The 25,780-nt window shown below is 63.2% G+C and carries 21 protein-coding genes and 2 pseudogenes; 3 read left to right on the forward strand and 20 right to left on the reverse strand.

Annotated elements, in window-relative coordinates; genetic code table 11:
• Nucleotides 1-28: 28 nt before the first annotated feature.
• The 8 genes from V5B59_RS21380 to V5B59_RS21415 all read right to left on the reverse strand — a co-directional run bounded on the left by V5B59_RS21380 (nucleotide 29) and on the right by V5B59_RS21415 (nucleotide 12,486).
• A complete protein-coding gene (locus V5B59_RS21380; RefSeq protein WP_169071931.1) occupies nucleotides 29-436 on the reverse strand; it encodes a bacteriohemerythrin in 408 nt (135 codons plus the stop codon).
• A gap of 167 nt (nucleotides 437-603) precedes the next feature.
• Nucleotides 604-2,751: a putative bifunctional diguanylate cyclase/phosphodiesterase gene (locus tag V5B59_RS21385; protein WP_169071932.1), complete on the reverse strand. Its 2,148-nt coding sequence runs from the start codon at nucleotides 2,749-2,751 to the stop codon at nucleotides 604-606.
• Between the two features lie 48 nt (nucleotides 2,752-2,799).
• Complete coding sequence (locus V5B59_RS21390; protein ID WP_332352311.1) at nucleotides 2,800-5,487, reverse strand: methyl-accepting chemotaxis protein; 2,688 nt, start codon at nucleotides 5,485-5,487, stop codon at nucleotides 2,800-2,802.
• 141 nt (nucleotides 5,488-5,628) lie between these two features.
• On the reverse strand, nucleotides 5,629-6,303 hold the full coding sequence (locus tag V5B59_RS21395; protein ID WP_169071935.1) for a chemotaxis protein CheW: 675 nt from the start codon (nucleotides 6,301-6,303) through the stop codon (nucleotides 5,629-5,631).
• A 13-nt stretch (nucleotides 6,304-6,316) separates the two neighbouring features.
• Nucleotides 6,317-9,040: a methyl-accepting chemotaxis protein gene (locus tag V5B59_RS21400; protein WP_332332632.1), complete on the reverse strand. Its 2,724-nt coding sequence runs from the start codon at nucleotides 9,038-9,040 to the stop codon at nucleotides 6,317-6,319.
• Nucleotides 9,041-9,155: 115 nt separating this feature from the next.
• Complete coding sequence (locus V5B59_RS21405) at nucleotides 9,156-11,393, reverse strand: chemotaxis protein CheA (protein ID WP_169072094.1); 2,238 nt, start codon at nucleotides 11,391-11,393, stop codon at nucleotides 9,156-9,158.
• Between the two features lie 23 nt (nucleotides 11,394-11,416).
• Complete coding sequence (locus V5B59_RS21410) at nucleotides 11,417-11,710, reverse strand: STAS domain-containing protein (protein WP_034910149.1); 294 nt, start codon at nucleotides 11,708-11,710, stop codon at nucleotides 11,417-11,419.
• 158 nt (nucleotides 11,711-11,868) lie between these two features.
• Nucleotides 11,869-12,486 (reverse strand): response regulator transcription factor, encoded by a 618-nt coding sequence (locus V5B59_RS21415; RefSeq protein WP_169072095.1) that lies wholly within the window; start codon nucleotides 12,484-12,486, stop codon nucleotides 11,869-11,871.
• Nucleotides 12,487-12,716: 230 nt separating this feature from the next.
• Between V5B59_RS21415 and V5B59_RS21420 the strand changes: the two genes are divergently transcribed.
• Nucleotides 12,717-14,495: a two-component system sensor histidine kinase NtrB gene (locus V5B59_RS21420; protein WP_169072096.1), complete on the forward strand. Its 1,779-nt coding sequence runs from the start codon at nucleotides 12,717-12,719 to the stop codon at nucleotides 14,493-14,495.
• 6 nt (nucleotides 14,496-14,501) lie between these two features.
• Here V5B59_RS21420 and V5B59_RS21425 read toward each other — a convergent pair whose 3' ends face one another.
• The 3 genes from V5B59_RS21425 to V5B59_RS21435 all read right to left on the reverse strand — a co-directional run bounded on the left by V5B59_RS21425 (nucleotide 14,502) and on the right by V5B59_RS21435 (nucleotide 17,332).
• Complete coding sequence (locus V5B59_RS21425; RefSeq protein ID WP_332352478.1) at nucleotides 14,502-15,155, reverse strand: ATP-binding response regulator; 654 nt, start codon at nucleotides 15,153-15,155, stop codon at nucleotides 14,502-14,504.
• A complete protein-coding gene (locus V5B59_RS21430; RefSeq protein WP_332352312.1) occupies nucleotides 15,089-16,909 on the reverse strand; it encodes a PAS domain S-box protein in 1,821 nt (606 codons plus the stop codon). The genes V5B59_RS21425 and V5B59_RS21430 overlap by 67 nt, the downstream gene beginning before the upstream one ends.
• 150 nt (nucleotides 16,910-17,059) lie before the next feature.
• The gene (locus V5B59_RS21435; RefSeq protein WP_169072098.1) at nucleotides 17,060-17,332 is read right to left on the reverse strand and encodes an addiction module protein; all 273 of its coding nucleotides are present in this window, start codon (nucleotides 17,330-17,332) and stop codon (nucleotides 17,060-17,062) included.
• 266 nt (nucleotides 17,333-17,598) lie between these two features.
• Between V5B59_RS21435 and V5B59_RS21440 the strand changes: the two genes are divergently transcribed.
• Entirely contained in the window at nucleotides 17,599-18,846 is a 1,248-nt protein-coding gene (locus V5B59_RS21440) for an amidohydrolase family protein (protein WP_169072099.1), read from the forward strand.
• Nucleotides 18,847-18,865: 19 nt separating this feature from the next.
• Here the strand turns inward: V5B59_RS21440 and V5B59_RS21445 are convergent, their stop codons facing one another.
• From V5B59_RS21445 to V5B59_RS21485, 9 genes and pseudogenes are all read right to left on the reverse strand, one after another.
• Nucleotides 18,866-19,843 (reverse strand): hypothetical protein, encoded by a 978-nt coding sequence (locus V5B59_RS21445; protein ID WP_034918592.1) that lies wholly within the window; start codon nucleotides 19,841-19,843, stop codon nucleotides 18,866-18,868.
• 186 nt (nucleotides 19,844-20,029) lie between these two features.
• On the reverse strand, nucleotides 20,030-21,238 hold the full coding sequence (gene nifS, locus V5B59_RS21450) for a cysteine desulfurase NifS (RefSeq protein ID WP_034918595.1): 1,209 nt from the start codon (nucleotides 21,236-21,238) through the stop codon (nucleotides 20,030-20,032).
• Between the two features lie 94 nt (nucleotides 21,239-21,332).
• Nucleotides 21,333-22,217, reverse strand: a complete 885-nt coding sequence (gene nifU, locus V5B59_RS21455; protein WP_288129482.1) for a Fe-S cluster assembly protein NifU — start codon at nucleotides 22,215-22,217, stop codon at nucleotides 21,333-21,335.
• Between the two features lie 10 nt (nucleotides 22,218-22,227).
• On the reverse strand, nucleotides 22,228-22,554 hold the full coding sequence (locus V5B59_RS21460; RefSeq protein ID WP_169072197.1) for a HesB/IscA family protein: 327 nt from the start codon (nucleotides 22,552-22,554) through the stop codon (nucleotides 22,228-22,230).
• 41 nt (nucleotides 22,555-22,595) lie between these two features.
• Nucleotides 22,596-22,889 carry a ferredoxin III, nif-specific gene (fdxB, locus tag V5B59_RS21465; protein ID WP_169072198.1) on the reverse strand — a complete coding sequence of 98 codons (294 nt, stop codon included), beginning with the start codon at nucleotides 22,887-22,889 and terminating at the stop codon, nucleotides 22,596-22,598.
• 9 nt (nucleotides 22,890-22,898) lie between these two features.
• On the reverse strand, nucleotides 22,899-23,384 hold the full coding sequence (locus tag V5B59_RS21470) for a NifX-associated nitrogen fixation protein (RefSeq protein WP_169072199.1): 486 nt from the start codon (nucleotides 23,382-23,384) through the stop codon (nucleotides 22,899-22,901).
• Between the two features lie 109 nt (nucleotides 23,385-23,493).
• Nucleotides 23,494-24,021, reverse strand: coding sequence for a NifB/NifX family molybdenum-iron cluster-binding protein (locus V5B59_RS21475; RefSeq protein WP_308240215.1), 528 nt, complete (start codon nucleotides 24,019-24,021; stop codon nucleotides 23,494-23,496).
• Nucleotides 23,927-25,333, reverse strand: a complete 1,407-nt coding sequence (gene nifN / locus V5B59_RS21480) for a nitrogenase iron-molybdenum cofactor biosynthesis protein NifN (RefSeq protein WP_332332630.1) — start codon at nucleotides 25,331-25,333, stop codon at nucleotides 23,927-23,929. Before nifN ends, V5B59_RS21475 begins: the two co-directional genes overlap by 95 nt.
• Nucleotides 25,326-25,595: pseudogene (locus V5B59_RS21485) on the reverse strand (nitrogenase component 1); the annotation flags it as partial. The gene nifN and the pseudogene V5B59_RS21485, both read right to left, overlap by 8 nt.
• Between V5B59_RS21485 and V5B59_RS21490 the strand changes: the two are divergent.
• Nucleotides 25,591-25,692: pseudogene (locus V5B59_RS21490) on the forward strand (VapC toxin family PIN domain ribonuclease); the annotation flags it as partial. The pseudogenes V5B59_RS21485 and V5B59_RS21490 sit on opposite strands and share 5 nt — an antisense overlap.
• Nucleotides 25,693-25,780: the final 88 nt, after the last annotated feature.

A 25,780-nucleotide genomic window follows, 5' to 3' on the forward strand; every position in this document is an offset into this window, starting at 1 on the left:
GGGTCGTCCGCCGACAACTGCTGTTTTTTCAAAGCGGCTGCGAACGCCGGCGCGCCAGCGCTGCGGCCAGTTGGCGGTCCGATGTTTCGACGTGATCGATCAGCCAGCGTTTGATGAAACCGGCAATCGCCGCGACGCTGACGATGCCCTCGTTCATTTCTTCGATCTGGGCGCGGACCTCGTCGAACAGGTGTACATGTTCCTTCTGATGCCGGGCCGTGAATTCGTAGTGGAGGTCCAGCATCAGATGCTCTTCGCGGGCGAAGTGATCCCTGGTCAGGGTTTCCAGTGCGGCCAGCACGGCCCGAGTGGCGACCCTGTCCGAGCGCCTGCTCGCTTCCTGCAGGCGATTGAGCAGGCCGACCATGGCGCGATGATCGTCGTCGATCTCGGTATGCCCGATTTCCAGTGCTGTGCTCCATTCAAGTGCTTCCATGGTGTGATCTGTCCAATGGGTTTGCGGATAAATGCCTGCTTGCCTGGTCTGCAACCGGCTGCTGCGGCCGTGCCGGCGGAACTTTCCCAGCATTTCGTGCAATTCGTTGAGCAATAATATGAAAATTACAGTTGAAGGCATCTGGATGGAAAACGTCCTGGAAAAGTTCAAGTTGCAGATCTGATCGTTAACCAGGGCGTGCCATCCATTCGCGGAGGATCCCTCCGGGCGCACGAATTCTCGACAGATTCGGGAAAATGTTCGGCTGCCAGCGGGTGGCTGAAGAAATATCCCTGGTAGTAGTCGCAGCCGTGTTCTTCGAGAAAAGCGAGCTGCTCTGCCGTCTCGACGCCTTCGGCGACCACCGAGAGGGACAGTGAATGCGCCATGGCGATGATCGTTGCGGCGATCTCGGCGTCGCTGCTGTCGGTGGTGACGTCACGGATGAAACTCCGGTCGATCTTCAGCTTGTCGATCGTGAAGCGCTTGAGGTAGCTGAGCGAGGAATAGCCGGTGCCGAAATCGTCGATCGACAGGCGAACGCCGAGCGCACGAATCCGATTGAGGATGGCGACGGCCCGCTCGCCACGCTCGATGAGAATGCCCTCGGTGATCTCCAGTTCGAGGAAGCGGGCGTCCAGACCACTGTCCGCCAGGGTCTGGCGAAGCAGTTCCGGTACGTCCTGCAAAAAGAACTGTCGCGGCGAAAGGTTGACGGCGATGGTCCGCAGCGCTCGCCCGGCATCGAGCCAGGCCCGCATCTGCCGGCACGCCGTCGCCAGCACCCAGGCGCCGAGTGGTGCAATCAGTCCGCTATCCTCGGCGACCGGAATGAAGTGGATCGGTGCGATCATTCCCTGCTCGGGATCGCACCAGCGCAGCAGCGCTTCCGCGCCGATCACCGCGCCACTGCTGGCCTCGATCAGCGGCTGGTAATGCAGGAGCAGATGGCCGAGGTTCATTGCCCGGCGCAGGCGCGATTCCAGGCGCATGCGTTCGAGTGCGTGTGTGGTCAGGGCTTCGGTGTAGAAGCAGAAGGTCTTGCGTCCCTGCATCTTGGCCAGATTGACGGCGGTGTCGGCGTTGCGCAGCAGCAGCGCCGGATCGCTGCCGTCGTCGGGCGCGATGCTGATGCCGGCGCTGGCGCTGAGGTAGATCTCGTCGCTGCCTCCAATCCGGAAGGGGGCTTCGAGTGCCTGGAGCAGGTCGCGGGCGACGACGGCGGCATCGGTCGCAACCTCGATCTCCTCCATCAGGATCGCGAATTCGTCGCCGTGCACCCGCACCAGCGTGTCTTCGTCGCGCAGCCGTGACTTGAAACGTTCCGTGACCGCGACCAGCAGCCGATCGCCGAACTCGTGCCCGAGCGAGTCGTTGATGTTCTTGAAGAGGTCGAGGTCGATGATCAGGAGCGCCATTTTGTGATGGTGACGCTGCGCCCTTTCGAGGGCGTGTTCGAAGCGGATGTTCAGCAGGCTGCGGTTGGGCAGTTGCGTCAAGGTGTCGTGGTAGGCAATATATTCGGCGTGTGCCTCGGCGTTGCGCAGGCGGCTGATGTCGGTGAATACCCCGATGTAGCGTTCGATCTGCCCGTACTCGTCGTGCACCGCGGTGATCGTCAGCCATTGCGGGTAGGTTTCACCGGTCTTGCGGCGGTTGCAGAGTTCTCCCTGCCAGAAGCCGGTGCTGGTCAGTTCGCTCCAGACCGTGTCGTAGAACACCGCGTCATGGTGGCCCGACTTGAGGATGCTGGCATTCTGGCCGACGGCTTCCTCGCTGCTGTAACCGGTGATTTCCGTAAAGGCGTGATTGACGGCGACGATGCGGGCGCTGGCGTCGGTGATCGCCACGCCGTCACGCGTCAGTTCGAACACCTTCGCCGCCTGCCGCAGTGATTCCTCGCTGCGCCAGATCGCGGTGATGTCATCGACGATCACCGCGAACAGACCGATTTCCGGACAGTAGGCGGTGACCCGGTAATGGCGGTCGAGGTCGACGCTGAAATCGTCGAACTGCTGACAGTCGCCAGTCAGCGCGACCGAACCGTAGCGCTCGATCCACAGCGGTTCGAGCTGCGGCAGCACTTCGCGAACCCGCCGGCCGACGAGCCTGCTCCTGGCGATGCCGGTAATCGCCTCGAAGGCCGGGTTGACGTCGATGAAGCGATAATCGCAGGGCTGGCCTTCGCCATCGAGAAGGATCTCGTGCAGCGCGAAGCCCGAGGGCATGGCATCGAAAAGGCTGCGCAGGCGTCGCTCGTCGATTCTCGGGAGGGATGCCTCGCGGGGAGCACTGCTATGGTGGACTGATGGCATGCTTTTTTCCAGTGGAGATCAAGCGGCCGCTACGCCTTCGCTGCCGGTTCAGAAACGCTCGAAGCCGTGGCCAGACGTCGCCAGCACGGGTATCCGTGCCGGTGCGCGGTGGGCAGGGGCGCTCCGTCTCGCCGTTGCCGCGCTGCGGCTGCTACCGGCCAGGCGGAAGAAGGTCATCAGTTCCTGCAGTTGCTCGGCCTGGCTGCCCATTTCCTCGGCGGTGGCGGCGAGTTCCTCGGACGCCGAGGCATTCTGCTGCGTCGCCTGGTTGAGCTGCCCCATCGCGCCGTTGATCTGGCCGACCCCGGAATTCTGCTCCTGCGAAGCGGCCGTGATTTCCTGGACGAGGTCGGAGGTCTTCTTGATCGAGGGCAGCATTTCGGTGAGCAGCGAACCGGCGCGTTCGGCGAGTTTGACCGAGTCCTTGGCGACATTGCCGATTTCCTGCGCGGCGACCTGGCTGCGTTCGGCGAGCTTCCTCACTTCGGCGGCGACGACCGCGAAACCCTTGCCGTGTTCGCCGGCGCGGGCGGCTTCGATGGCCGCGTTCAAGGCCAGCAGATTGGTCTGGTAGGCGATGTCGTCGATGATGCCGATTTTTTCGGCAATGCTCTTCATCGCCTCGACCGTCTTGGCGACGGCGTTGCCGCCTTCCACCGCCTGCCGGGCAGCGCTTGAGGCCATGCCGTCGGTGACCTTGGCGTTCTCGGTGTTCTGCAGGATCGAGGCGCTCATCTGCTCCATGCTCGAGGTCGTCTCTTCGACCGAAGCGGCCTGCTCGGACGACGACTGCGACAGTGACTGCGCGGTCGCCGAAATCTGGCCGGAGGCGTTCGAGAGATTGTCGGCCGCGGTACTTACCTCGCCGATGGTCTCGACGAGCTTGGCGACGGTCTGGTTGATGGCATTCTTCAACTCGTCGAAATCGCCCCGGTAGCTGCTGGTGATGGTCTGCGTCAGGTCGCCGCGGGCCATCGCGCCCATGATCCGGCGCACCTCGTTGATCGGCCCGACGACGTTGTCGAGCGTTTCGTTGACACCGGCGACAATGCGCTGGAAGTCGCCTCGGTGTTTGGTGGTGTCCGCCCGCGTGCCAAGCTTGCCTTCGACAGCGGCCTTGGAAAGCCTGTTGACGTCCGCCACGAGAGCCCTGATGTTGCTACGCACCTGCTCGATGGTGTTGTTGATGAACGCCTTTTTGCCGGGAAACTGCTCAAGGGGCGCATCCATGTTGCCCTCGCCGAATTCCTTGATGCAGGCCATGGCCTTTTTCTTGACCGCGATGTGGCCGAACACCATGTTGTTCACGCCCCTGGCCATTACCTGGAAGTCGTTCCTGAACTTGCCTTCGTCGATCTTGACGTCGATGTCGCCGGCGTCGTGTTCCTTCGACATGTGGTTCATCTCCGCGATCAGCCGCTTGAGGTTAGACCGTACGTCTTCGATGGTGTCGTTGATGAACTTCTTCTTGCCGGGGAACTGTTCGAGGGGTGCGTCGAAGTTCCCTTCGCCGAATTCCTGGATGCAGGCCATGGCCTTCTTCTTGACCGCGATGTGGCCGAACACCATGTTGTTCACGCCCCTGGCCATCACCTGGAAGTCGTTCGTGAACTTGCCTTCGTCGATCTTGACGTCGATGTCGCCGGCGTCGTGTTCCTTCGACATGTGGTTCATCTCCGCGATCAGCAGCTTGAGGTTAGACCGTACGGCTTCGATGGTGTCGTTGATGAACTTCTTCTTGCCGGGGAACTGTTCGAGGGGTGCGTCGAAGTTCCCTTCGCCGAATTCCTTGATGCAGGCCATCGCCTTTTTCTTGACCGCGATGTGGCCGAACACCATGTTGTTCACGCCCCTGGCCATCACCTGGAAGTCGTTCGTGAACTTGCCTTCGTCGATCTTGATGTCGATGTCGCCGGCATCGTGCTCGCGCGACATGCGGTTCATCTCGTCGATCAGGAGCTTGACGTTGGCCTGCAGGGCCTGGATCGCCTTGGTGAGAACCCCGACTTCGTCCTTGCTGTCGATGTCGAGCTTGAAGTTGAAGTCGCCCTCGGCCATCCTGCCGGTGGCGGCGACGAGCTTGCCGGTCGGGCCGGTGATCGAGCGGGTGATCAGGAAGGCGAGGAGTGCGACGATCAGCAGCGCGGCGATCGCCAGGCCGATGATCAGCGTGCGCGTCGAACTGGCCAGCACCTCGGCGTCGGCGCCGACCTTCTCGGCGAGTTCGGTCTGATAGTCGACGAAAGCGACAATGGGCCCTGCAAAGGCGCCGTAGGTCGGCCGATAGGTTTCCTGAAAATACTGGACGGCATTGTCCCACTGCTTGTCCTGGATCATCGATTCGAGCTTGATCGATGCGGCGACGAAAGGCTTGCGTGCTTCCCTCATGGTTTCCAGCGCGGACTTGCCTTTGTCGCCGTAGCGGAACTTGTCGAGCGATTCAAATATCGCGGTCACCTTCTTGCGCTTCTCGAGTATCTTTTCCATTTCGATGCGTGTGCTTCCCTCGTTCCTGAGGACCAGCATGTTGCGGTGAAAGCGGGCGACATCATTGACTTCGTCGCCGAGGTCGTTGGCGAGCTTGGTCTTGACGTTCTTGTCCTTGACCAGGTCGCTGATGTCGTTCTGCAGTTCGCCGACGCGGGCGATGCCGATGACGGAGACCAGGATCAGCATGAGCAGGGCGATGGCGAAGCCGATACCGAGGCGGGTAGAGATCTTGATATGGGAAAGCATGGGTGACCTCATGGCGGGTGAAGCGAATGGCTTTGGATCGTGCGCGGAGCGGGACGAAGGTGGTCTGAGTCGCCGCTCGGCCTGTTTGAGACGGTTTACTGATCAGAACATGGCTTTTTCATGCGTGTCTCCCGTGCAGGTTCAAGTATTGGCCGCTTGCCCATCGCCGCGTTCCCGCTCCGCTGCAAGGGAGCTCAGTCGGTTCATCATCGGGCCAGCCGAGTTCGATGCGCCGAGTACGCCCTCCGCCGTGCCGTTGGTAACGCTGGCCAGCATGGCGATCTCATCGACCGAGAGCACCCTGGAAATGTTGAGCAGGATGACGAACTTGCCGGCGACCTTGCCCATGCCGTGAATGAAGTCGGCGCGGATGCGGGCGCCGAAGGCGGGCGGTGGTTCGATCTCGCTGGCCGGGATTTCCAGCACCTCCGAAACCGCATCGACCATGATGCCGATGTCGTGCCGGAGATCGTTCTCGGTGACCTCGACGATGACGATGCAGGTCCGTTTTCCGACGGGACTCTGGGCGTGGCCGAAGCGTGCCGAGAGGTCGATCACCGGGACGACGGCGCCGCGCAGGTTGATGACGCCGCGGATGAAGGCCGGCATCATCGGAATCTCGGTGAGATTGCCGTACTCGATGATTTCCTTGACGTTGAGGATGCCGACGGCGAACATCTCGCCGCCGAGCAGGAAGGTGAGGTATTGCTGTGGGCCTTCGGCGGCCGCCTGCTGCGCCTGTAGTGCGTTTGCGGTACGCCTGGCGACGGCGCTGCCGGCACTGCCGGCTGGCCGGGATTGAGCGATCTGGGTCATGGCTGGTTCCTGTTCAGAAGCGTTCGAAGTCACGTTCTGCGCTGGCCAGCGCGCTGCTCCGTCCCGATCCCTTGGTACGCGGCGCGGCGGCTGCCGGTCGGCGAGCGGCGGGGTTTCTCTTCGTCGGTGCGGCACTGTGAGCGCGGTTGGCAAGCTCGAAGAAGGTCATCAGTTCCTGCAGTTGCTCGGCCTGGCTGCCCATTTCCTCGGCGGTGGCGGCGAGTTCCTCGGACGCCGAGGCATTCTGCTGCGTCGCCTGGTTGAGCTGCCCCATCGCGCCGTTGATCTGGCCGACCCCGGAATTCTGCTCCTGCGAAGCGGCCGTGATTTCCTGGACGAGGTCGGAGGTCTTCTTGATCGAGGGCACCATTTCGGTGAGCAGCACGCCCGCGCGTTCGGCGAGTTTGACCGAGTCCTTGGCGACATTGCCGATTTCCTGCGCGGCGACCTGGCTGCGTTCGGCGAGCTTCCTCACTTCGGCGGCGACGACCGCGAAACCCTTGCCGTGTTCGCCGGCGCGGGCGGCTTCGATGGCCGCGTTCAAGGCCAGCAGATTGGTCTGGTAGGCGATGTCGTCGATGATGCCGATTTTTTCGGCAATGCTCTTCATCGCCTCGACCGTCTTGGCGACGGCGTTGCCGCCTTCCACCGCCTGCCGGGCAGCGCTTGAGGCCATGCCGTCGGTGACCTTGGCGTTCTCGGTGTTCTGCAGGATCGAGGCGCTCATCTGCTCCATGCTCGAGGTCGTCTCTTCGACCGAAGCGGCCTGCTCGGACGACGACTGCGACAGTGACTGCGCGGTCGCCGAAATCTGGCCGGAGGCGTTCGAGAGATTGTCGGCCGCGGTACTTACCTCGCCGATGGTCTCGACGAGCTTGGCGACGGTCTGGTTGATGGCATTCTTCAACTCGTCGAAATCGCCCCGGTAGCTGCTGGTGATGGTCTGCGTCAGGTCGCCGCGGGCCATCGCGCCCATGATCCGGCGCACCTCGTTGATCGGCCCGACGACGTTGTCGAGCGTTTCGTTGACACCGGCGACGACCTTGCGGAAATCGCCCTGGTGGCGGTTGGCGTCGGCGCGCGTCTCGAGCTTGCCCTCGACCGCTGCCGCCGACAGCATGGCGGCGTCGGCGACCAGCGCATTGACCGCGTCGATGCAGGCATTGAGATTGTTCTTGATGATGTTGTAGTCGCCGCTGTAGGGATCGGTGATTTTCGGCGGGATGTCGCCCCTGGAGATCCGGTCGACGTAGTGGGCGGTCACGTTGAGCGGGTTGACGATATTGGTGATCGTGTCATTGACGCCCTTGACGAGCTGGTTCCAGCCACCGACGAAGAGGTCGGCATTGGCGCGCTTCTTCAGATCGCCGTCGGCCGCCGCCTGGATGATGATGCCGGTCTGGGCGAGCAGGTCGTTCATCATTTTGACCAGGTTGTTGAGGTTGTTCTTGATGATATTGTACTGGCCCTTGTACTCGGTGGTGATCACCGGCGGGATGATTCCCTTGGCGACCTGGTCGACGTAGTCGGCGGTGACGTTCATCGGATCGACGATGTTGGTGATCGCTTCATTGACGCCCTTGACGAGCTGGTTCCAGCCACCAACGAAGAGGTCGGCGTTGGCGCGCTTGTCGAGTTGCCCGTCGGCAGCACCCCTGATGATGATGTCGGTCTGGGCGAGCAGCTCGCTCATCATCCTGACCATGTTGTTGAGGTTGGTCTTGATGACATTGAAGTCGCCGTTGTAGTTGTCGGTGATGACCGGCGGGATGACGCCCTTCGAGATGTCGTCCACGTAGCGGGCGGTGACGTTGAGCGGACCAATGACCGCGTCGAGCGTATCGTTGACGCCCTTGACCACTTTCTGGAAATCTCCCTGGTGCTTCGAGGCATCGGCGCGCGTGGCGAGCTTGCCCTCGACGGCGGCCTTGCTCAGCAGTTCGGCGTCGGTGATCATGCGCTGCACTGCGGCCTGCATTGCCTGTACCCCGCTCGCGAGCTGGCCGACTTCGTCCTTGCTGTCGATGTCGAGCTTGAAGTTGAAGTCGCCCTCGGCCATCCTGCCGGTGGCGGCGACCAGCTTGCCGGTCGGGCCGGTGATCGAGCGGGTGATCAGGAAGGCGAGGAGTGCGATGATCAGCAGCGCGGCGATCGCCAGGCCGATGATCAGCGTGCGCGTCGAATTGGCCAGCACCTCGGCGTCGGCGCCGACCTTCTCGGCGAGTTCGTTCTGATAGTCGACGAAGGCATTGACATTCTTGACGTAGGCGTTGAAGGCCGGGCGGTAGCTGCCGTCGAAGCTCTTCAGCGCTTCATCCCATTGTCTGGCCTTGATCTGCCCCTCGAGCTTCGTCGATTCGGCGACGAAGGTTTTGCGCGCCTCCTTGCTGGCTTCGAGGGCCGCCTTGCCCTTGTCGCCGTAGCTGAACTTGTCGAGCGCATCGAAAGTCTTGGTGACTCCGCTGCGTGCCTCGACGACCCGGTCCATTTCCCTGCTCGTCGCTTCGTCGTTCCTGGCGATCAGCATGTTGCGGTGATAGCGGCCGACGTTATTGATGTTATCGATCAGATCGTTGGCGAGCTTGGTCTTGACGTTCTTGTCCTTGACCAGGTCGGTGATGTCGTTCTGCAGTTCGCCGACGCGGGTGGCACCGACGACGGCGACCAGGATCAGCATGAACAGGGCGATGGCGAAGCCGACGCTGAGGCGGACGCCGATCTTGAGATTGGAAAGCATGGAGTGAGCTCCTTGAGTGATGCAGCGAATGACGTTCGAGTTGCGGTGAGGGGGCGAACGAGGCGGGCGACCTCAGGGTGGCCCGTGCTGGTTCCAGCAGGGTTCGCAGGGCCGCTTAGTGGGTCGATGCGCTTTCATGCGCGCCTCCCGTGCGAGCGGCTGCGGTGCCGTGCGTCAGGCGCTCGCTTTCGATGTTGACGGCGCGATTGACCAGCGCCGGCACGTCGAGAATCAGCGCCACGTCGCCGCTGCCGAGAATCGTCGAGCCGCCGATGCCGCGGATGTTCTTGAACAGCACGCCGAGCGGCTTGATCACCGTCTGGAATTCGCCGAGCAGCGCATCGACGACGAGCCCCGCCTTCTGACCGCCATACTGGACGATGACCACGTTCTGACGGCTGGGGATGCCGCCGCCGATGGCGAACAGCTCGCGCAGGCGGACGAAAGGCAGCACCTCGCCGCGCAGGTTGAGATAGTTGCGCTTGCCGGGAAGGTCGGCAAGTTCGATGCATTCGACGACCGAGTCGAGCGGCACCACGTAGGACGCCTTGCCGACGCCGGTCAGGAAGCCGTCGATGATCGCCAGCGTCAGCGGCAGGCGGATGGTGAAGGTCGATCCCGCGCCTTCGACGGTGGCCACGTCGACGCTACCCCGTAGGCCCTGGATGTTGCGCCGGACGACATCCATGCCGACGCCGCGGCCGGAGAGGTTGGTGACCTGCTCGGCGGTCGAGAAACCGGCTTCGAAGATCAGGTTGCTGATTTCCTGGTCGGAGAGCGTCGCGGCGGCGTCGATCAGCCCCTTGTCGATTGCTTTCTGGCGGATCTTGTCTTTCGGCAGGCCACCGCCATCGTCGATGACCTCGATGACGATGTTGCCCGAGTCGTGATAGGCGTTGAGCTGGACCGTGCCGTTCACGGGTTTGCCGCGCGCGGCGCGCAGGTCGGCGGCTTCGATGCCGTGGTCGATGGCGTTCCGGACCAGGTGCATCAAGGGGTCGCCGAGTTTTTCTACCACCGATTTGTCGAGTTCGGTCTCGTCACCGGTGATCACCAGGTCGATGGCCTTGCCCAGCTCGCGCGAGCTGTCGCGCACGACACGGTTGAAGCGGTTGAAAGTCTCGCCGATCTGCACCATGCGCAGTTGCAGCGCCGAGTCGCGGATGTCCTCGACGAGGCGCAGCAGCACCGAGGTCGATTCCATCAGCTCGGATTGACCGCTGCGCTGCGCGAGCAGGTTGGCGCTGGCGCCGGCGATGACCATCTCGCCGACCAGATCGATGAGCTGGTCGAGCTTGTCGGCGTGCACCCGGATCATGCGTGCTTCGAGCGATCTTTTCTCGCTGACCACCGCCTGGCGGGTGGCGGCGGCCTCGACGAGTTCCGGGTGCACCACCTTCTGCTCGACGAGGATGGCACCGATCGGCGTCTGCTGCGGCGCTTCGCCATCCGCCTCTGCAGTCGCCGTACGGCTCTGTGTGGCGAGACCCTCGTCGAGTTCGGCCTGCGTCAGAGCGCCGGAACGGACGAGGATTTCGCCCAGGCGCATCGGGTCCTCGGGGGACTCGTTGATCAGCTTGAGGTATTCGTCGATTTTCGAGTGCGGCGGCAGGATATTGAGCGTGCACTCGTCGCGGACGAAGTCGAAGACCTGTTCGATCTGGGCTTTGCTGGCGCGCGTCTGGAAGCCGATCTCGAAGCCGAGGTAGCAGCATTCGGGGTCCATTTCGCCGGCTGCGGGCATGGCATCGGCAAGCGTGCTGAGGGTGGTGATCTCGCCGATCGAGGCCAGGAAGTTCAGCAGCGATAGCGGGTCCATGCCGTTCTTCAGTACGCCGGGGCCGAAGCGCACCGAGATGTGCCAGGCGTCGGTGTTGACCTCGCCGCCGCCGGTCGCTGCGAGTTCGCTGCCGTGCTTGACCGGCAGATCGCCACCCTGCGGCCTGCACGAGCTGGCTGCGCCAGCGCCGAGGAACTGCTCGGTCAGCGTCGCCAGCAGCGCATCGCCGCGCGCCTGGATCTCGGCCTCGGGCTGCGGCAGACCGGCGGCGAGAACATCGAGCAGAGCCCCGAGGTGGTCGCAGCATTCGAGCATCACCGTAGACAGTTCGCCGCTGACCGGGATCTCGCCGTTGCGCAGCTTATCGAGGACGTTTTCGACCTTGTGCGTGAAGGCTTCGATGAAGTGGCATTCGACGACGCCGGAGCCGCCCTTGATGGTGTGCGCGGCGCGAAAGATGGCGCCGAGGTTGTCGGCGTCGTCGGGGTTCTGCTCGAGCTTGAGCAGGCCGTCTTCCATCGCGGTGAGCTGGTCGCGGCTTTCATTGACGAAGGTACTGGTCAGTTCATCCATCGTGCTTCCTCTATCAGGGGTTTTCAGGCTTGCGCGCAGAGGAGCATCGGGTCGCCGAAGACGCCGGCCAGGTTGCAGAAGTCGAGGACCCGCTGCACGGTCGGGCTGTGGCCGACGATCGTCAGATGCTTGCCCTGCTGCTGCACTTCGCGCTTGAGCAGCATCAGCAATTGCAGGCCGGCCGTGTCCATTTCGGCGACTCCCGAGAGGTCGAGTTCGAGCTTCCCGGTCGTTGCCAGCGCGGCCAGCAACTGCTCCTTCTGCGCCCGCGCCTGGTAGATCGTCATGTTCTCGTGAATGGCGAGAGGGCTGGTCATGTCGAGACTTCTCCTGTATGGTCCAGATCAGAATCTGGCAGGGCGAAGACTAGCGAGGTGCGCAGCAAGGCGCTATCCGGAAATCCACTCGGGACTCGGTAGAACTACGGAGGTTGAATGGGAAGGAGGAGGGCGCTTTCCCTTGAAGCTTGAACCTGCTACTTGAAGCCGGCGACCATTCCGACCAGTTCGATGACGCTGCCGGCGCCGGATTTGGCCATGATGTGCGCACGGTGGGTCTCGACCGTACGCTCGCTGATACCGAGGTCGGCGGCAATGACCTTGTTGCGCTTGCCGACGACGATCGCGGCCAGGATTTCCTGCTCGCGCGGGGTCAAGGACTTTCGCCAGTCGTCACACGCTGCCGGTGCCGGTGCCGGTGCAGCTCGCCTGTCGTCGGACAGGCGCAAGGCGGCATTGACCCGCTCGATCAGGTGCTGGACGTTGAAGGGTTTTTCGAGAAAGTCGAAAGCGCCAAGGCGCATGGCCCGCACTGCGGTCGGCACGTCGGCATAGCCGGAGAGAAAGATCACCGGGACCTCGGGATTGCGCTGCCGCAACCAGTCATGGACTTCCGGTCCGGTGATGCGCGGCATGCGGATGTCGAGCAGCACGCAGTCGGTATGGCCGGGTCGCCAGCGGCGCATGAAGTCCTCGCCGGACGAGTATTCCTCGGCGGCGAGCCCGACGCTGGCCAGTACTTCCAGCAGGAAACGGCGAACCTGCGCATCGTCATCGACGATGCAGATGCACCGGTGCGCGGGATTTGCATCCATCGGCGTGATCTATGGATTTCAGGGTGCAAGGGTGGTCAGGGATGCGGAGTGCGCTATTCTACCGATGATTGGCAATCCTGCAGAGAATGACAGAATGACGAGAAAATGGCTTCATCGATGAATCAGACCCGCCGAACACCGCGAGTCGACCCAGCGGTCTGTCGTGCCTGCCGGCAGGGCACCGCCTGATGCGAGCATATCGGCCGCGGCGATACCGCTTTGAGTGGCTGTTGCTGACCATCGCCCTGCTGCTGCTCGGTGGCTCGAACGCCTGGTCGCTGCTGCAGCAGTATCGGGATGTCGAGCAGGAAGAAGAAAATCGCCTGCAGGCCGCGGCACAGCGGCTCGCTGACCTGATGGTACGGCGTCTGCTTCCGGAGGATTTCCGTGCCTTGATGGCGTCGGTGCGTTACGCGCCAGATGTACGGGTGTCGGTGCAGACGGGCGGCGAGCGCTTCGAGTGGGTACCGGCCGGGTCCGATGGCGAGAAATGGGAGGTCGCGGGCGCGACGGCGTTCCTTCCGGGTCACATCGAGGGCGGGCAGACGGCCTCGTTGCTGAGCGGTGTATACGGTGTGTACGATGCGAACGGGGAAGAACTGCTGGCGGCGGTACGCGCGCTGCCGGCTGCCAGCATCGATGCGACCCTGCTGGTCGGCGTCGCCCGGCCGCGCGCCATGATCCATGTCAACTGGCGCCGCATGGCGACCTGGCATCTCGGGCTGTTTCTGGCCACGCTGCTGTCGTCGGTGTTTGCCCTGTCTGCGCTGCAGCACCGGCAACGGCGTCTCGATGCCCTGCGCGCAGAGCGCCATGCCGAGCAGCGGGCGGCTAGCGAGCGTCTGCGGCTGGCGACCGACGCGGCCGGTCTGGGGGTGTGGGAATATGATCTGGTCGGCGGGCGTCTGCGCTGGGATGCATCGACCTACGCGCTGTACGGCATCGACCCGGCCGTCGCTGCCGTAACCACCTACGAGGACTGGTCCCAGCACGTCTTGCCCGAGGATCTGCCGGCCGCGGAAGCGGCATTGCAAGCGTCGATTCGTGAGCGCCATCAGTTCCGGGTGGATTTCCGGATTCGCCGAGGTGATGGGCAGATCCGCATGCTCAGTGCGCTGGCGCAGCCGCTTTTCACCGTCGATGGTTCGCCACTGTCGGTGATCGGCATCAACCAGGATGTGACCGATCGCATCGAGGCCGAGCGCCTGCAGGACGAACTCAGGAACCGCCTCGCCAGGGCGGCACGCATGGAGATTCTGGGAGCGATGGCTGCCGGCGTTGCGCATGACTTCAACAATATCCTGGTCGCCATCCTCGGGTTTTCCGGGCTGGGCAGGACGGTGGTACGCGCTGCCGGGGGTTCGGAGCGCATGGCCTCGTATTTCGAGGAGATCGAAACCGCCGGCGAACGCGCCAGGGCGCTGGTGCAGCAGTTGCTGGTCTTCTCGCGCGGCGGCACGCTCCATGTTTCGGTGGTAGCCGTTGCCGACGAGGCACGCGCGCTGGCCACTCTGCTCGCTTCGTCCTTCCCGGCTGGCGTGACCTTGTCGATGCGTATCGACGAGGCTCTGCCGGATCTCGACATCGATCCTGCACATCTGCATCGCATCCTGGTCAATCTCTGCCAGAACGCCCGCAATGCAATCGATGGGCCGGGCGAGGTACGCATTTCGGCGCAGCGCGTAGGCATCGATCCGGTCGGGATCTGTGCTTCGTGCCATGCCGAGTTTGCCGGCGAGTTTGTGCGCATTGCGGTCAGCGACGAAGGCTGCGGTATCCCGCAGGACATTCACGATCGCATTTTCGAGCCTTTCTTCACCACCCGCGAGCCGGGCATGGGCTCGGGAATGGGGCTGGCCGTCGTGCACGGTCTGGTGCACCTCTATCAAGGGCATGTGCAGATGCAGAGCGTACCGGGTCAGGGAAGCACCCTGGCGATCCTGTTGCCGCGCAGCATGTGGCACGCCGCGGCGGCGGGCAAAGAATCGCCCGCCAGCACCGCCGGCTGAAGTCCCTCATTCGCCGGGCGGCGGTCGCAGCCAGCGCGTGACGACTTCGAGCAGCGCCGCCATCCGGAAAGGTTTGGCGATGAAGTCGTTCATTCCGGCGGCCCGGCAGCGATCCTGGACTTCTTTGACGACGTTGCCGGTGAGGGCCAGGATCGGCACCTGCGCGTGCTTCGGCTGTTGGCGAATCCGGCGCGTCGCCTCGAATCCGTCCATGATCGGCATCTGCAGATCCATCAGGATCAGATCGTAAGCCCCCCTGCCGGCAAGCTCGACCGCTGTCTCGCCATTGGCCGCGCAGTCGGCAAGCAGACCCATGTTTTCCAGGATCGCGACAATCACCTCGCGGTTGATCGGCTCGTCGTCGACGATCAGGATACGTCCTTCCAGGGGAGCCTGCTGCGCCGCCGTGTCCACGCCCGCGCTCGCCATCGCGGTGCTGCCGCCGGCCCTCTCGGGCGCCCTCTGCAGGCAGGCCGTGAACCAGAAGGTGCTGCCGGCCCCCTCGGTACTGTCAACCCCGACGCTGCCCCCCATCCTCTCGGCGATCTGTTTGACGATGGCGAGGCCGAGACCGGTCCCGCCATGCTCTCGGGTCATCGAATCATCGGCTTGCTCGAAGTGCCGGAAGAGCCGCCCGAGCGAGCTGGCGGCAATGCCGATGCCGGTATCTGGACCTCGAAGCGCAGCATCAGGTGGTCCTTGCTTTCTTCCTGGTGGCGGACGCTGATCCGGATGCTGCCCTGTGGGGTGAACCGGATCGCGTTGCTGACGTAATTGAGCAGGGCCTGCCGGAGGCGTGTCGGGTCGCCGAGCAGTCGGCCGGGCAGGCTCTCGCAATCGCTCGTTAGCGTGAGGCCCTTTTGCCGGGCGCGATCCGTGCTCATTTCGACGACGCTGCTGACAATACCGGCCACATCGCAAGGGATTTCTTCGAGAACCAGCTTGCCGGCCTCGATCTTCGAGAAGTCGAGCACGTCGTTGATGATGTTCAGCAGGTGTTGTGCGGCGCTGTGCAACTTGTCCAGCCGCTCCGCCTGTCGGGTGCTGAGACTGTCCAGTTTCATCAAGTCGGCGAGGCCGAGAATGGCGGTCATCGGGGTTCGGAGCTCGTGACTCATGTTGGCCAGGAATGCGCTCTTTGCCCGGCTGGCGGACCGGGCCATCTGCGTCGCGACGGCCAGTTGCCGGGTACGTTCAGCGACGCGCGCCTCGAGGCTCTCGTTCATTTGACGCAGCCGGGCTTCTGCCTCCTTGCTCTCGGTGATCTCGAGGTGGGTGCCGAACATCTGCAGTGGCCGGCCGTCGGCACTCCAGTCCATGACCTTGCCGCGATCGCGGACCCATACCCAGTGGCCGTCCCGGTGGCGCATCCGGCACTCGCAGTCGTAGGCGGGCAATTCGCCGGCAAAGTGCCGGTGCAGCAGGGCGTTGGATTTTTCGAGGTCGTCCGGATGCGCGAAGCGGGACCAGGTGGCGATGCTCAGCGGCGAAATCTCCGCCAGCGTGTAGCCGATGATCCCGGCCCAGCGTTCGTTGAAGAGCACTGCGCCGGTTTCGACGTTCCATTCCCAGGTGCCGACGTCGGTGCCCGCGATGATGTTGGCCAGGCGCTGGCGCTCGGTGCGTAAGGAGTCGGCCAGGTTCCGGTTGCTGCTGATGTCTTCGTGCGCCACGACGACGCCGCCCCCGGATCGCAAGGGATCGACGCGCATCCGGAACCAGCGCTTCTGGTTCACTGTGTGGCAAGGGTATTCCAGCTCAAAGTGCTCGCTGCGCCCGGCCAGCACCGCGGCAATGCCGGCCCAGGCGGCCAGGGCTTCGGCGGCCCAGGGATCGGCGGCGGCGAGACAGATCGCACGGTAATCGGCGCCGATCGGGTCAGCGAGCGGCGTCTCGCCGCCGTTTTCCGCCGCGAATCGCGACCATGCCTGGTTGACCGCAAGGATTTTTCCGTCGCTGTCGAGGACCGCGACGTGCGCGCTCAACGAATCGAGGATGGCGGCATTGAATGCTTCACTCGCGCGCAGCGCCGCCTCGGTCCGGCATCGCTCGGTGGTGTCGCGCAGCGATGCCGTGAATAGCTTTTGCCCATGCACTTCGACCTGCGAAATCGACGCTTCGAGCGGGAATTCCTGGCCATTGTCACGGACGCCAAGAACTTGATAAGTGCTGCCCATCGGCCGCGAGGTGAGCGGACTCGCGGCGAACTTCCCGACATGCATGCGATGCGCCGTCTGGAAACGGTTTGGAATGAAACGGTCGAGCAGGCTCCCGATGGCCTCGGCAACCGGACACGCAAACATTTTTTCGGCAGCGGCATTGAACAGGATGATCCGGTAAGATGCGTCGATGGTCACGATCGCATCGAGGGCCGCGTCGACGATCCTGGCCAGTCTTTCTTCCCTGTCAATCATGGTGTGCTCCCGTGCCAGTTCCGTTGTCAAGCGAGGTTCCCGATCGGCAAAGCATTGAATCTCCCCTCTCCACTCGCGGGGGAGGGGCATATCGGTACCCACTAACGTGAAAGCTCAGGGGCGCGCAGCGGCTTGCCGGCGCAGCGTCCTTCATTTCAAGGCTGCACGGACCTGAGCAAGTGCGTCGGCAATGGGTATGCCCTGTGCTGCCCCACTCTCGATGTCAGCAATCCGGCGCTCTGTTTCAACGGCCCAAGTTTCCTCAACGTCGGCATCCTCGTCGAGACTTGCGAGCAAGATCTGTGCGAAAGCAGCGCGCTCGCCGGCCGTTAGCTTCAGTGCCTCAGCTTCGAGCACGGCTTCAAACTGCATTTGGTGTTCTTCCTGAGTCAACCGGATAGGCATATCGAGTTGATTTCCCATGGCTAATGCCTTCGTAGAGATGGTCAGGATTGTACTGCGAGTCCGGCGCCAAGTGATGAAGCCCAATACTTTCATTCGCGCCCCACTTGACCTTGGTGTCGATGCCACTACACTCGCCGATATATTTTGGCTTGTCGTCAGTGAGGGTGGAGCATGTGGTTTGACTCTGGGGCAACAAGCGTTTTCTCGCAGAATCCCCGCGCAGTGTCCTGCGTGCTCCCGACGCTTCGATCCGACGGCGCAGCGCCTGGCCGTCGGCTGCAGCGATGAACCCGCCGCGTCGCCGTGCCCTGGTCGCCGCACTCGCCGGCGGCGGCGTGCTTGCCTTGTCGGGCGTCGTTGCGCAGCCCTGGCGAGCCTGGTTCAATCGCTGCCAGGCGCGGCTGCCAGCAGCCGTTGCGACCGGCGAGTGGGTGCAGAGGGCGTGGGACGGAGTCGATCCGGCGCAGTTTCTGGATGCCCATGTGCACCTGGTCGGTATCGGCGATTCGGGCAGCGGCAGCGAGGTGAATCCGCAGATGGACAGCCTGCTGCACCCGCTGCAGTATGCGCAGCGCCTGTTCTACCTGAACGCCGGCTGCGTCCATGATGCACCGGGGCGAGTGGACGAGAGCTATGTCGACCGCCTGGAGAATCTCGTCGAAGGATTGCGGCCGGGGGCGAAGCTGCTGCTCTTTGCTTTCGACCGCTTCCACGACCTCGATGGTCGAGCCGACCCGCAGCGCAGTTCCTTCTACACCCCGAACGCCTACGCGCAGGCCGTGGCCGCGCGCCATCCAGAGCATTTTCAGTGGGCGGCGTCGATTCATCCATATCGCGGCGACTGCGTCGAGGCGCTGGCCAGCGCCGTCGAAGGAGGGGCGCGGGCGGTGAAATGGTTGCCGCCGGCAATGGGCATCGATCCGTCCTCGAAGCGTTGCGATCGCTTCTATGCCGCACTGGCGAAACACGGCCTGCCGTTGATCAGCCATGCGGGCGAGGAAAAAGCCGCTCCCGGTGGTGATCAACCCGACTTTGGCAACCCGCTCCTGCTGCGGCGGGCGATGGACCATGGCGTGCGGGTGGTGGTGGCGCATTGCGCATCGCTCGGCAGCGCCCTCGATGTAGACCGGGGTGCGAACGCCGCGCCGCTTCCCTGTTTTGCACTGTTCGCTCGCCTGATGGGCGAAGCGCGTTATGAAAAGTTGCTGTTTGCCGATATTTCGGCGCTGACGCTGAGGAACCGCAGCGAGGAAGTTCTGCGCATGCTGCTCGAGCGCAGCGAATGGCATGCGCGTTTGCTGAATGGTTCCGACTATCCCTTGCCGGGCATCGTGCCGCTGATCCTGCCTGCGGAGTTCGCCGCGCGTGGCATGCTGCCGCATTCGGCGGTCGCGGAGCTGGAAGTGATCCGGCACCACAATCCCTTGCTCTTCGATTTCGTCCTCAAGCGGCATCTGACTTCGCGGGGGCAGGGCTTTGCCCCCGCGATCTTCGAGACCAGTACCTTCTTTGCCAGGGTGCGGGGTGACTGAGGGGCTGGGCGACGGTTTTTCAGGCCGGTAATGGCGCCGGCATGAAGGGGACCCGGCCGGTGGCGAGGTAGGCTTCACAGCGTTCGATGTATTCGCTGGTGCTCCTGGGCATTGGCGTACGGGCACGGGCGATGTAGAACACCAGGTCGCGGCCGTTGCGGAGCAACTGGAGACCATCGGAAACCCGGTACAGCATCCTGCCGGTTCGCTCTCCGAGCGGTTTGGGGGCATGTCTCGGCGTGAAGTTGGCCAGCCGCTCGCCAGCGGTGACCAGTTGCGACCAGACATCGAAAATGTCGCGGTCGGTGCGCAAGGTCTCCGTCTTGATTCTGGCCGCGTGGGCAAAATCCCGCACCGGTGCTTCGATGGCCGTAAAAGCGGGAATGCGACTGAAGGTGGCGACCATGGCTTCGGCGATCCGGTCGATGTCGCGCATGCTCTGGCCAATCTTGATGTAGCGGTTTTCGTAGAATTCCTCGATCGGCACCGAGAAGGCGCGGAAGGGCTCGCCCCAGAGTTCGTCGATGCCTTCCTCGCCGCTGCGGTGGAGGACGACATGCCCGAGGTCCATCGCGTCGAGCAGACATTGGCCGCATTCGCGCATCAGCGCGTCGTCGCTGTGGATCTCGATGCCGTCGGCCTGCAACTCGACCAGCTTCCGGAAAATGTCGGTGGCGCGGTTGAACAGGGCGCCGGCGAGCATCGCGGCCTTGACCCGATGCCGGCCGGGGTCGGCCTCCGTCTGATAACTCCGCCGGGCTTCGCCAAGCCGGCACCCCGGAATATTGAGTCCGTGCTCGGTGTGGTTGAACAGGCGTCGGGTCAGCGCTTCGATCAGTTGCTTCTTGGCCTGCAAGGAATCGGCCGGAACCGGATAGGTCTTGATCCAGTAGCCGTCGTAGAGCACTCGCTCCACATCGTTGATGATTCTGCGCGTTCCCTCGGGAGGGGAGGATTCGTCATCGGAGGCTAGTTCGAGTCGGTGGACATTGCTCATCGCTATCATCTGTGCTGAAAAACCGCTTAGCACGAGCAATAATCGTGCCCATTACGATCGCTTCTGCAAGCCTCTGATTTCAATCGGCCCGGATCGTGCCGACGTTCGGCCTGGCGATGCGTGTGCTCCAGCACGGTGCAAAGGACCGCTTGCTGGAGCACTCTTCCGGTGCGCTGCGCAAGAGCGTCAGGCGTATTCCGGCTGAAACGCCTGCTCCGGATTCGCCAGGGGAGCATCACCGCTCCAATACGGGGAGAGTTTCCGCAACTGCGCAATGATCGGCGGTACGGTGTCGATGACACGTTCGACTTCCTCTTCCGTGTTGTAGCGGGAGAGCGAGAAGCGGATCGTACCGTGCGCAGCGGTGTAGGGGATGCCCATCGCCCGCATCACGTGCGAGGGTTCGAGCGAACCCGAGGTGCAGGCCGAACCGGACGAGGCGGCAATGCCCTGTTGGTTCAGGAGCAGCAGGATACCTTCGCCCTCGACGTACTCGAAAGCGATGCTCGCCGTATTCGGCAGCCGGTAGAGCGTATCGCCATTGACAAAGGCATTGCCGACCCGGCAAAGGATGCCCCGTTCGAGGCGGTCACGCAGCCGCTTGACGCGCGTGTTCTCTTCGCTCATGTACTGCTGCGCCAGCTCGCAGGCGACGCCGAGGCCAACAATCGAAGCCGAGTTCTCGGTGCCGGCGCGGCGACCGCGCTCCTGATGACCTCCTCGCAGCAGCGGACGAAAGCGGGTATTACGGCGTACATAGAGCACCCCGATGCCTTTCGGCGCGTGCAGTTTGTGGCCGGATAGCGAAAGCATGTCGATCCTGGTGGTCTTGAGGTCGATGGCCACCTTGCCGACCGCCTGGACTGCGTCGGTATGGAAGAGGATGCCTTTCTCGTGCGCCATTTCGGCCATTTCCTCGACGGGAAAACAGGTCCCCGTTTCGTTGTTGGCCCACATCGCCGAAACGATCGCCACGCGCTCGTTGAGCAATGACTTGTATTCGTCGAGATCGATGCGTCCCTTGCGGTCGACGCGCAAGCGATGCACGACGTAGTTCTCTTTTTCGAGATAGGTACACAGCGTCAGGATCGCCGGGTGCTCGACCACCGTGGTGATCACCGTGCGCCGCTCGGGATTGGCCCTGAGCGCCGAGAGAATGGCCGTCGAGTCGGACTCGGTGCCGCAGGAGGTGAACACGATTTCGGAGTCATGCGCGGCGCCGAGCAGTGACTGCACCTGGACGCGGGCCTCCTTCAGCGCCTTGCCGACCTGTGAGCCGAAACTGTGGATCGACGAGGCATTGCCAAACTGCTCGGTGAAGAATGGCAGCATGGCTTGCACGACGGCGGGATCGCAGGCCGTGGTAGCGTTGTTGTCCAGGTAGATCGGCTTCATGATGTCTCCATTTGGTTAATGTGAAAGTCGCGTCAGCGACTCACGAATCTCCCCTCCCCCCTCGTGGGGGAGGGGGAGGGGGAGAGGGAAACGGTCAGGCACGGGCCAGCGCGGTGACAGGCAGCACCTGCACCAGTTCGCCGAGGGTTTCGATGAGCTTCTGCTGAACGCCACCGAGTGTTGCGGCTTCCATCGAGCAGCCCTGGCAGGCGCCCGAGAGTTCGACGTAGATTTTCTTGCCATCGACCTCGATCAGGGTCACGTCACCATGGTCGCGCTGCAGCATCGGGCGAATCGCTTCGAGCGTCTCTTCGATCTTGCGGATGCGCTGGTAGTTGGTCAGCCTGGGCCTGGTGGCCGCTTCGGCCGCCGTGGCGGCAGCCTTTCGGGGCTTCGCTTCATTGGCGTACAGGCGACCGTTGACGGCGATCAGGATGTCCTCGATTTTCTCGTGACACGCCGAACAGCCACCGCCGGCCTTGGTGTAGTTGGCCACATCTTCCAGTGTCCTGAGACGGTTGGCGCGGACGGTGTCCTCGATCATCACGGCGTCGATGGCGAAGCACTTGCAGACCAGATCGCCTTCCTCGTGATCGTCCTTCCAGGCTTCGCCGCGATAGTTGGCAACGGCCGCCTGCAGCGCCTCGCGTCCCATCACCGAACAGTGCATCTTCTCCGGCGGCAGTCCGTCGAGATAGTCGGCGATGTCCTGGTTGCTGACCGTCAGGGCTTCGTCGAGCGTCTTGCCCTTGATGATCTCGGTCAGCGCCGACGACGAAGCGATCGCTGAACCGCAGCCGAAGGTCTGAAAATGCGCGTCTTCGATGACCTCACTTTGCGGGTTGATCTTCAACATCAGGCGCAGCGCGTCACCGCACTTGATCGAACCGAAATCGCCGATGGCGTTGGCGTTTTCCAGCGGGCCCGAATTCCTCGGGTTGAAAAAGTGTTCGCGAACCTTTTCGGAATAATCCCACATGCTGATCTCCTCAAGCCTTGAACGACTGACCGCAGGCGCAGGCGCCGGAAGCGTTCGGGTTGTTGAACTTGAAGCCGGTCTGCGTCAGGCTGTCGACGAAATCGACGCTCAGGCCTTCGAGCATCGAGCTGCTCAAGGGATCGACCAGCAGTTTGGCGCCAGTACCGATGTCGAATTCGAGATCATCCTCGCTCCTGTCCTGTTCGAGGCGCAGCCCATACTGCAGACCGGCACAGCCGCCGCCGGAAACGAAAATGCGCAGACCGGCGACCGGATTCTCGGCAGCCTTGATGAAACGGTTGATTGCCTTGGTTGCGGCGGGAGTGAGGTGGATCATGGCGTGCTCTCCTGGGAATGGGTTGGGGGTAAGCCTTCGGTTCACGTTTCGGCCGCGCTGTAGGTGTAGCAGTTCTTCGGGCAGACGCGGCCACAGGAGCCGCAGCCGATGCAGTCGGAGGCGTTGGCGATGGTCATCACCATCATTTCGTCGTCGTCGGCATCCTCGTCGCTGTCGGCCAGCAGCTCCTCGCTGCGCTCGACCAGATCGAGAACATTGCGCGGACAGACCTTGTAGCAGCGACCGCAGCCGATGCATTTCCGTGGATCGAGAAAGCTGACGAATTGCGGGATCCATTCGTCGCCTCCGCGTGTACGTCCGGTAATCGTGCTCATGTTGCCTCCTTACATTCCGGCCACATCAGGATATTTGCCGATGATCTCCAGTGCCACGGCGAGATGCTTGTCGGCTTCGGTCTTCATCTTCGACAGGCTGTCGAAGCCGAAGCGATGCACGTCGCGCAGCGTACGATCCATGACCACCAGCTTGCCGACGGTGATCAGTGCGCGACCGAAGCCTTCGTGGGTGATCTGCACAAAGGGCACCGCCATCTGTCCGCATTCCTTCTCGATCAGCACGGCGATGGCGTTATGGAAGGCCTTGACGCGCGCCAGCGTCACCTCGTCGGGGTCGCCGATGGTCGGAATCGCGCGCTTCTGTTCCTTGCTCAGCACGTAGCCGGCGAGGATTGCCGCGACCGTCTTGCCGTCCCACTGGCCGTAGCTGTCGAGCGCGCGGGTCTGGCGCAGCATTTCCCTGACGAAGTCGGTGAGGTAGATCGGGTCGTCTGCGGGTTCGATGGTCGATGCAGGGGCAAGGGTGACGCTCATCAGGTTTCTCCGGGAATGGGGTTGGGGCAGGGGATCGGTGGCGGGTGCTGGCGACGGCCTGGCCAGCAGCCATGCAGCACGCCAGCGCGGTTTGCGAACGGGTTGGCCATCATCCGTCCCAACCCTCTTCGGCCATGCGATCGAAGCGGTCGCGATCGCCGTGAGTCCGTCGTATCGCCTTGTCGACCCAGGAGATGCCACCATTGCAAACCGCCAGGCTGATTTTCTGCAACAGGCCATCGATCTCGGTTTCGTCGTCGAGCCGGATCGGCTGCACGCCGGCGGCCAGCAACTGTTTCACCGCCGATGCGCCAGCCGCGAGGCAATAGACCGCGGCACAGCCGGCCAGCATGGCGATTCTCGCCGGCAGCTTGTTTTCGTTGCCATGCATGCTTTCCGGCAGAAATTCGACGACTTCGACCAGTTGCGCGTGTTCGCCATCCAGCGCATAAATGGCGAAACCTGCGGCCGCACCGAAATGCTGATTGACCGTCTTGCGGTCGTTGCTGGCGAAGGCCACCCGGAACATGCTCGGCACCTCGCTAGTGGCGGACCAGGCCAAGGCCAGGTGGCGGCCGGCCCTGCGCGTCGCCGGCGCTGCCGGTTCGGTAGATGGATCGATGGACAGGGGTGTCATGAGGGTTCCCCAGAAAGAGATTGGCGACGTCGAACAGGGCCTGCCGCGCGCCCTGATAGCCGACCCAGGTGCGCGCATAGCCGCCCACCCAGTCGTATTGCGGGAAGCCGGCGCGCAGCAGCGGCAGGTGCAGGCGTTCGGCGCTCTGCGCGGCATGCGAATTGGCGACGATGAGCTGAGCCCGCTGGGCCAGCGCCGCGCGTTCGAGGTCTTCGAGGTCGCCGATCCGCACGCATGCTGCCGGCAGGTCGGCGAGTACCTCGGCACGTGCCGACGCCACCGCGGCGACCACTTCGGCGCCGGCGCTGCTGAGGAACTGGCCGATCGCCACCAGCAGATCGGGATCGGCGGCAATGCCGACGCGCAGGAAGCCGGTCATGAAATGGGTATCGACCATCGCGTCCTGCAACTGCGCACGCCGGCGGTCGATACTCGCCGGTACCGGCTGGCCGGAGAGGGCCGCCAGCGTGAGCGTGAAGGCGTCGCAGGCATCCAGACCCAGCAGATGGTCGAAGCGAAAATCCGCCACGCCGGTGCGCGCTTTCAGAAGGTCGGCCGCCTTGTGCAGCGAACGACCGATGACCAGTGTGGCGTGCGCTTCCCCGAGCGTCGCCAGTTCGGCCTTCGGCGTGCCGCCGAGAGTCAGCGGCGTCGTTTCCTGATCGACCAGATGACCATCGAGCGAATCAGCGATGTCGGGCACAAGCACTGGCCGCAGGCCGAATGCCTCGATCCATTGCTTGATCGCCTCGATGTCGCCGGGGGTCAGCATCGACGCCGCGAGCACGTTGACCTGCTTTCTGCGCCGCCCGGCCAGCGACGACTTCGAGCGGTCCGGAACCAGCGTGTCGATGATCGCTTCCACCGCCAGGGCAAAACCGGATTCGAGGCAGCCGGAGTAATCGGGAGAGTTCACCGGTACCACGGCGACGCCTGCAAATTCCGGATGGCGGGCGCGAAACTCGCGTACCAGGCGCTCGATGTCGCAGCCCTGCGTCTCGGAAAGCCCGGTGGTGGGCAAGCCGATGACCTCCGGGGAATTCTTTTCGCAGAGTACGCGCAAGCCCTCGATGACGTTCTCGTCGGCGCTCATGATGCAGGACACCTGATCCATCGCCGTCGTCTGCAGCGCGATCGGTTCGCGGAAGTGGCGCACGAAGAACACCTTGCCGAAAGCGGTACAGCCCTGCGATCCATGCAGCATCGGAATCGCCCGGCGCAGGCCGAGAAAGGCAAGTGCCGCTCCCAGCGGCTGGCTGGCCTTGAGGGGATTCACCGCCAGCGCTTTGGTACGTTTGATGATCTCAGCCATGTTGTTCTCCGACCGCGAGCAGCATTTCGCCCGGAACTTGCGCCCAGGGTGCCGGCGTGCGTACCTTCCGCCACACCGGCGATTCCAGCGTCAGGGCGAGCTGCCGCACCAGTTCGAGCATGCCGTCGTAACCGGCATAGCCGAATTCGCGTTCCTGATTGATGTCGAGAAAGGGAATGCGCGCTTTCAGGGCGGTATACAGGTTGCGCCCGCCGGCGATCAGGATGTCGGCCTGGTAGTCCCGGTAGGCCTGCAGTGCGGCTCAGGCGCGTGCCCATGGGTTGGTCCTGGTCACCAACAACCAGCGCGAATTCGAGCGGGTGCCGGGGCTAATGCTGGAAAACTGGGCAGCCGGGTGACGGGAAATTCGCTTTTCGCCACCAGCGGAATGGTTCCTCAAGGCACCTGCAAGCCGCGCGGCAGGAGTGGCAAAAGGGGCGCCGCCCT

It is taken from the genome of Candidatus Accumulibacter contiguus (assembly GCF_036625285.1).
In the GTDB taxonomy this organism is placed as follows: Bacteria; Pseudomonadota; Gammaproteobacteria; order Burkholderiales; family Rhodocyclaceae; genus Accumulibacter; species Accumulibacter contiguus.

What these genes read in the sequence shown, in the direction of transcription:
- V5B59_RS21380 (WP_169071931.1), bottom strand. Translation starts at nt 436, where the DNA reads ATGGAAGCACTTGAATGGAGCACAGCACTGGAAATCGGGCATACCGAG.
- V5B59_RS21385 (WP_169071932.1), bottom strand. Translation starts at nt 2,751, where the DNA reads ATGCCATCAGTCCACCATAGCAGTGCTCCCCGCGAGGCATCCCTCCCG.
- V5B59_RS21390 (WP_332352311.1), bottom strand. Translation starts at nt 5,487, where the DNA reads ATGCTTTCCCATATCAAGATCTCTACCCGCCTCGGTATCGGCTTCGCC.
- V5B59_RS21395 (WP_169071935.1), bottom strand. Translation starts at nt 6,303, where the DNA reads ATGACCCAGATCGCTCAATCCCGGCCAGCCGGCAGTGCCGGCAGCGCC.
- V5B59_RS21400 (WP_332332632.1), bottom strand. Translation starts at nt 9,040, where the DNA reads ATGCTTTCCAATCTCAAGATCGGCGTCCGCCTCAGCGTCGGCTTCGCC.
- V5B59_RS21405 (WP_169072094.1), bottom strand. Translation starts at nt 11,393, where the DNA reads ATGGATGAACTGACCAGTACCTTCGTCAATGAAAGCCGCGACCAGCTC.
- V5B59_RS21410 (WP_034910149.1), bottom strand. Translation starts at nt 11,710, where the DNA reads ATGACCAGCCCTCTCGCCATTCACGAGAACATGACGATCTACCAGGCG.
- V5B59_RS21415 (WP_169072095.1), bottom strand. Translation starts at nt 12,486, where the DNA reads ATGGATGCAAATCCCGCGCACCGGTGCATCTGCATCGTCGATGACGAT.
- V5B59_RS21430 (WP_332352312.1), bottom strand. Translation starts at nt 16,909, where the DNA reads ATGATTGACAGGGAAGAAAGACTGGCCAGGATCGTCGACGCGGCCCTC.
- V5B59_RS21435 (WP_169072098.1), bottom strand. Translation starts at nt 17,332, where the DNA reads ATGGGAAATCAACTCGATATGCCTATCCGGTTGACTCAGGAAGAACAC.
- V5B59_RS21440 (WP_169072099.1), top strand. Translation starts at nt 17,599, where the DNA reads ATGAACCCGCCGCGTCGCCGTGCCCTGGTCGCCGCACTCGCCGGCGGC.
- V5B59_RS21445 (WP_034918592.1), bottom strand. Translation starts at nt 19,843, where the DNA reads ATGAGCAATGTCCACCGACTCGAACTAGCCTCCGATGACGAATCCTCC.
- nifS (WP_034918595.1), bottom strand. Translation starts at nt 21,238, where the DNA reads ATGAAGCCGATCTACCTGGACAACAACGCTACCACGGCCTGCGATCCC.
- nifU (WP_288129482.1), bottom strand. Translation starts at nt 22,217, where the DNA reads ATGTGGGATTATTCCGAAAAGGTTCGCGAACACTTTTTCAACCCGAGG.
- V5B59_RS21460 (WP_169072197.1), bottom strand. Translation starts at nt 22,554, where the DNA reads ATGATCCACCTCACTCCCGCCGCAACCAAGGCAATCAACCGTTTCATC.
- fdxB (WP_169072198.1), bottom strand. Translation starts at nt 22,889, where the DNA reads ATGAGCACGATTACCGGACGTACACGCGGAGGCGACGAATGGATCCCG.
- V5B59_RS21470 (WP_169072199.1), bottom strand. Translation starts at nt 23,384, where the DNA reads ATGAGCGTCACCCTTGCCCCTGCATCGACCATCGAACCCGCAGACGAC.
- V5B59_RS21475 (WP_308240215.1), bottom strand. Translation starts at nt 24,021, where the DNA reads ATGACACCCCTGTCCATCGATCCATCTACCGAACCGGCAGCGCCGGCG.
- nifN (WP_332332630.1), bottom strand. Translation starts at nt 25,333, where the DNA reads ATGGCTGAGATCATCAAACGTACCAAAGCGCTGGCGGTGAATCCCCTC.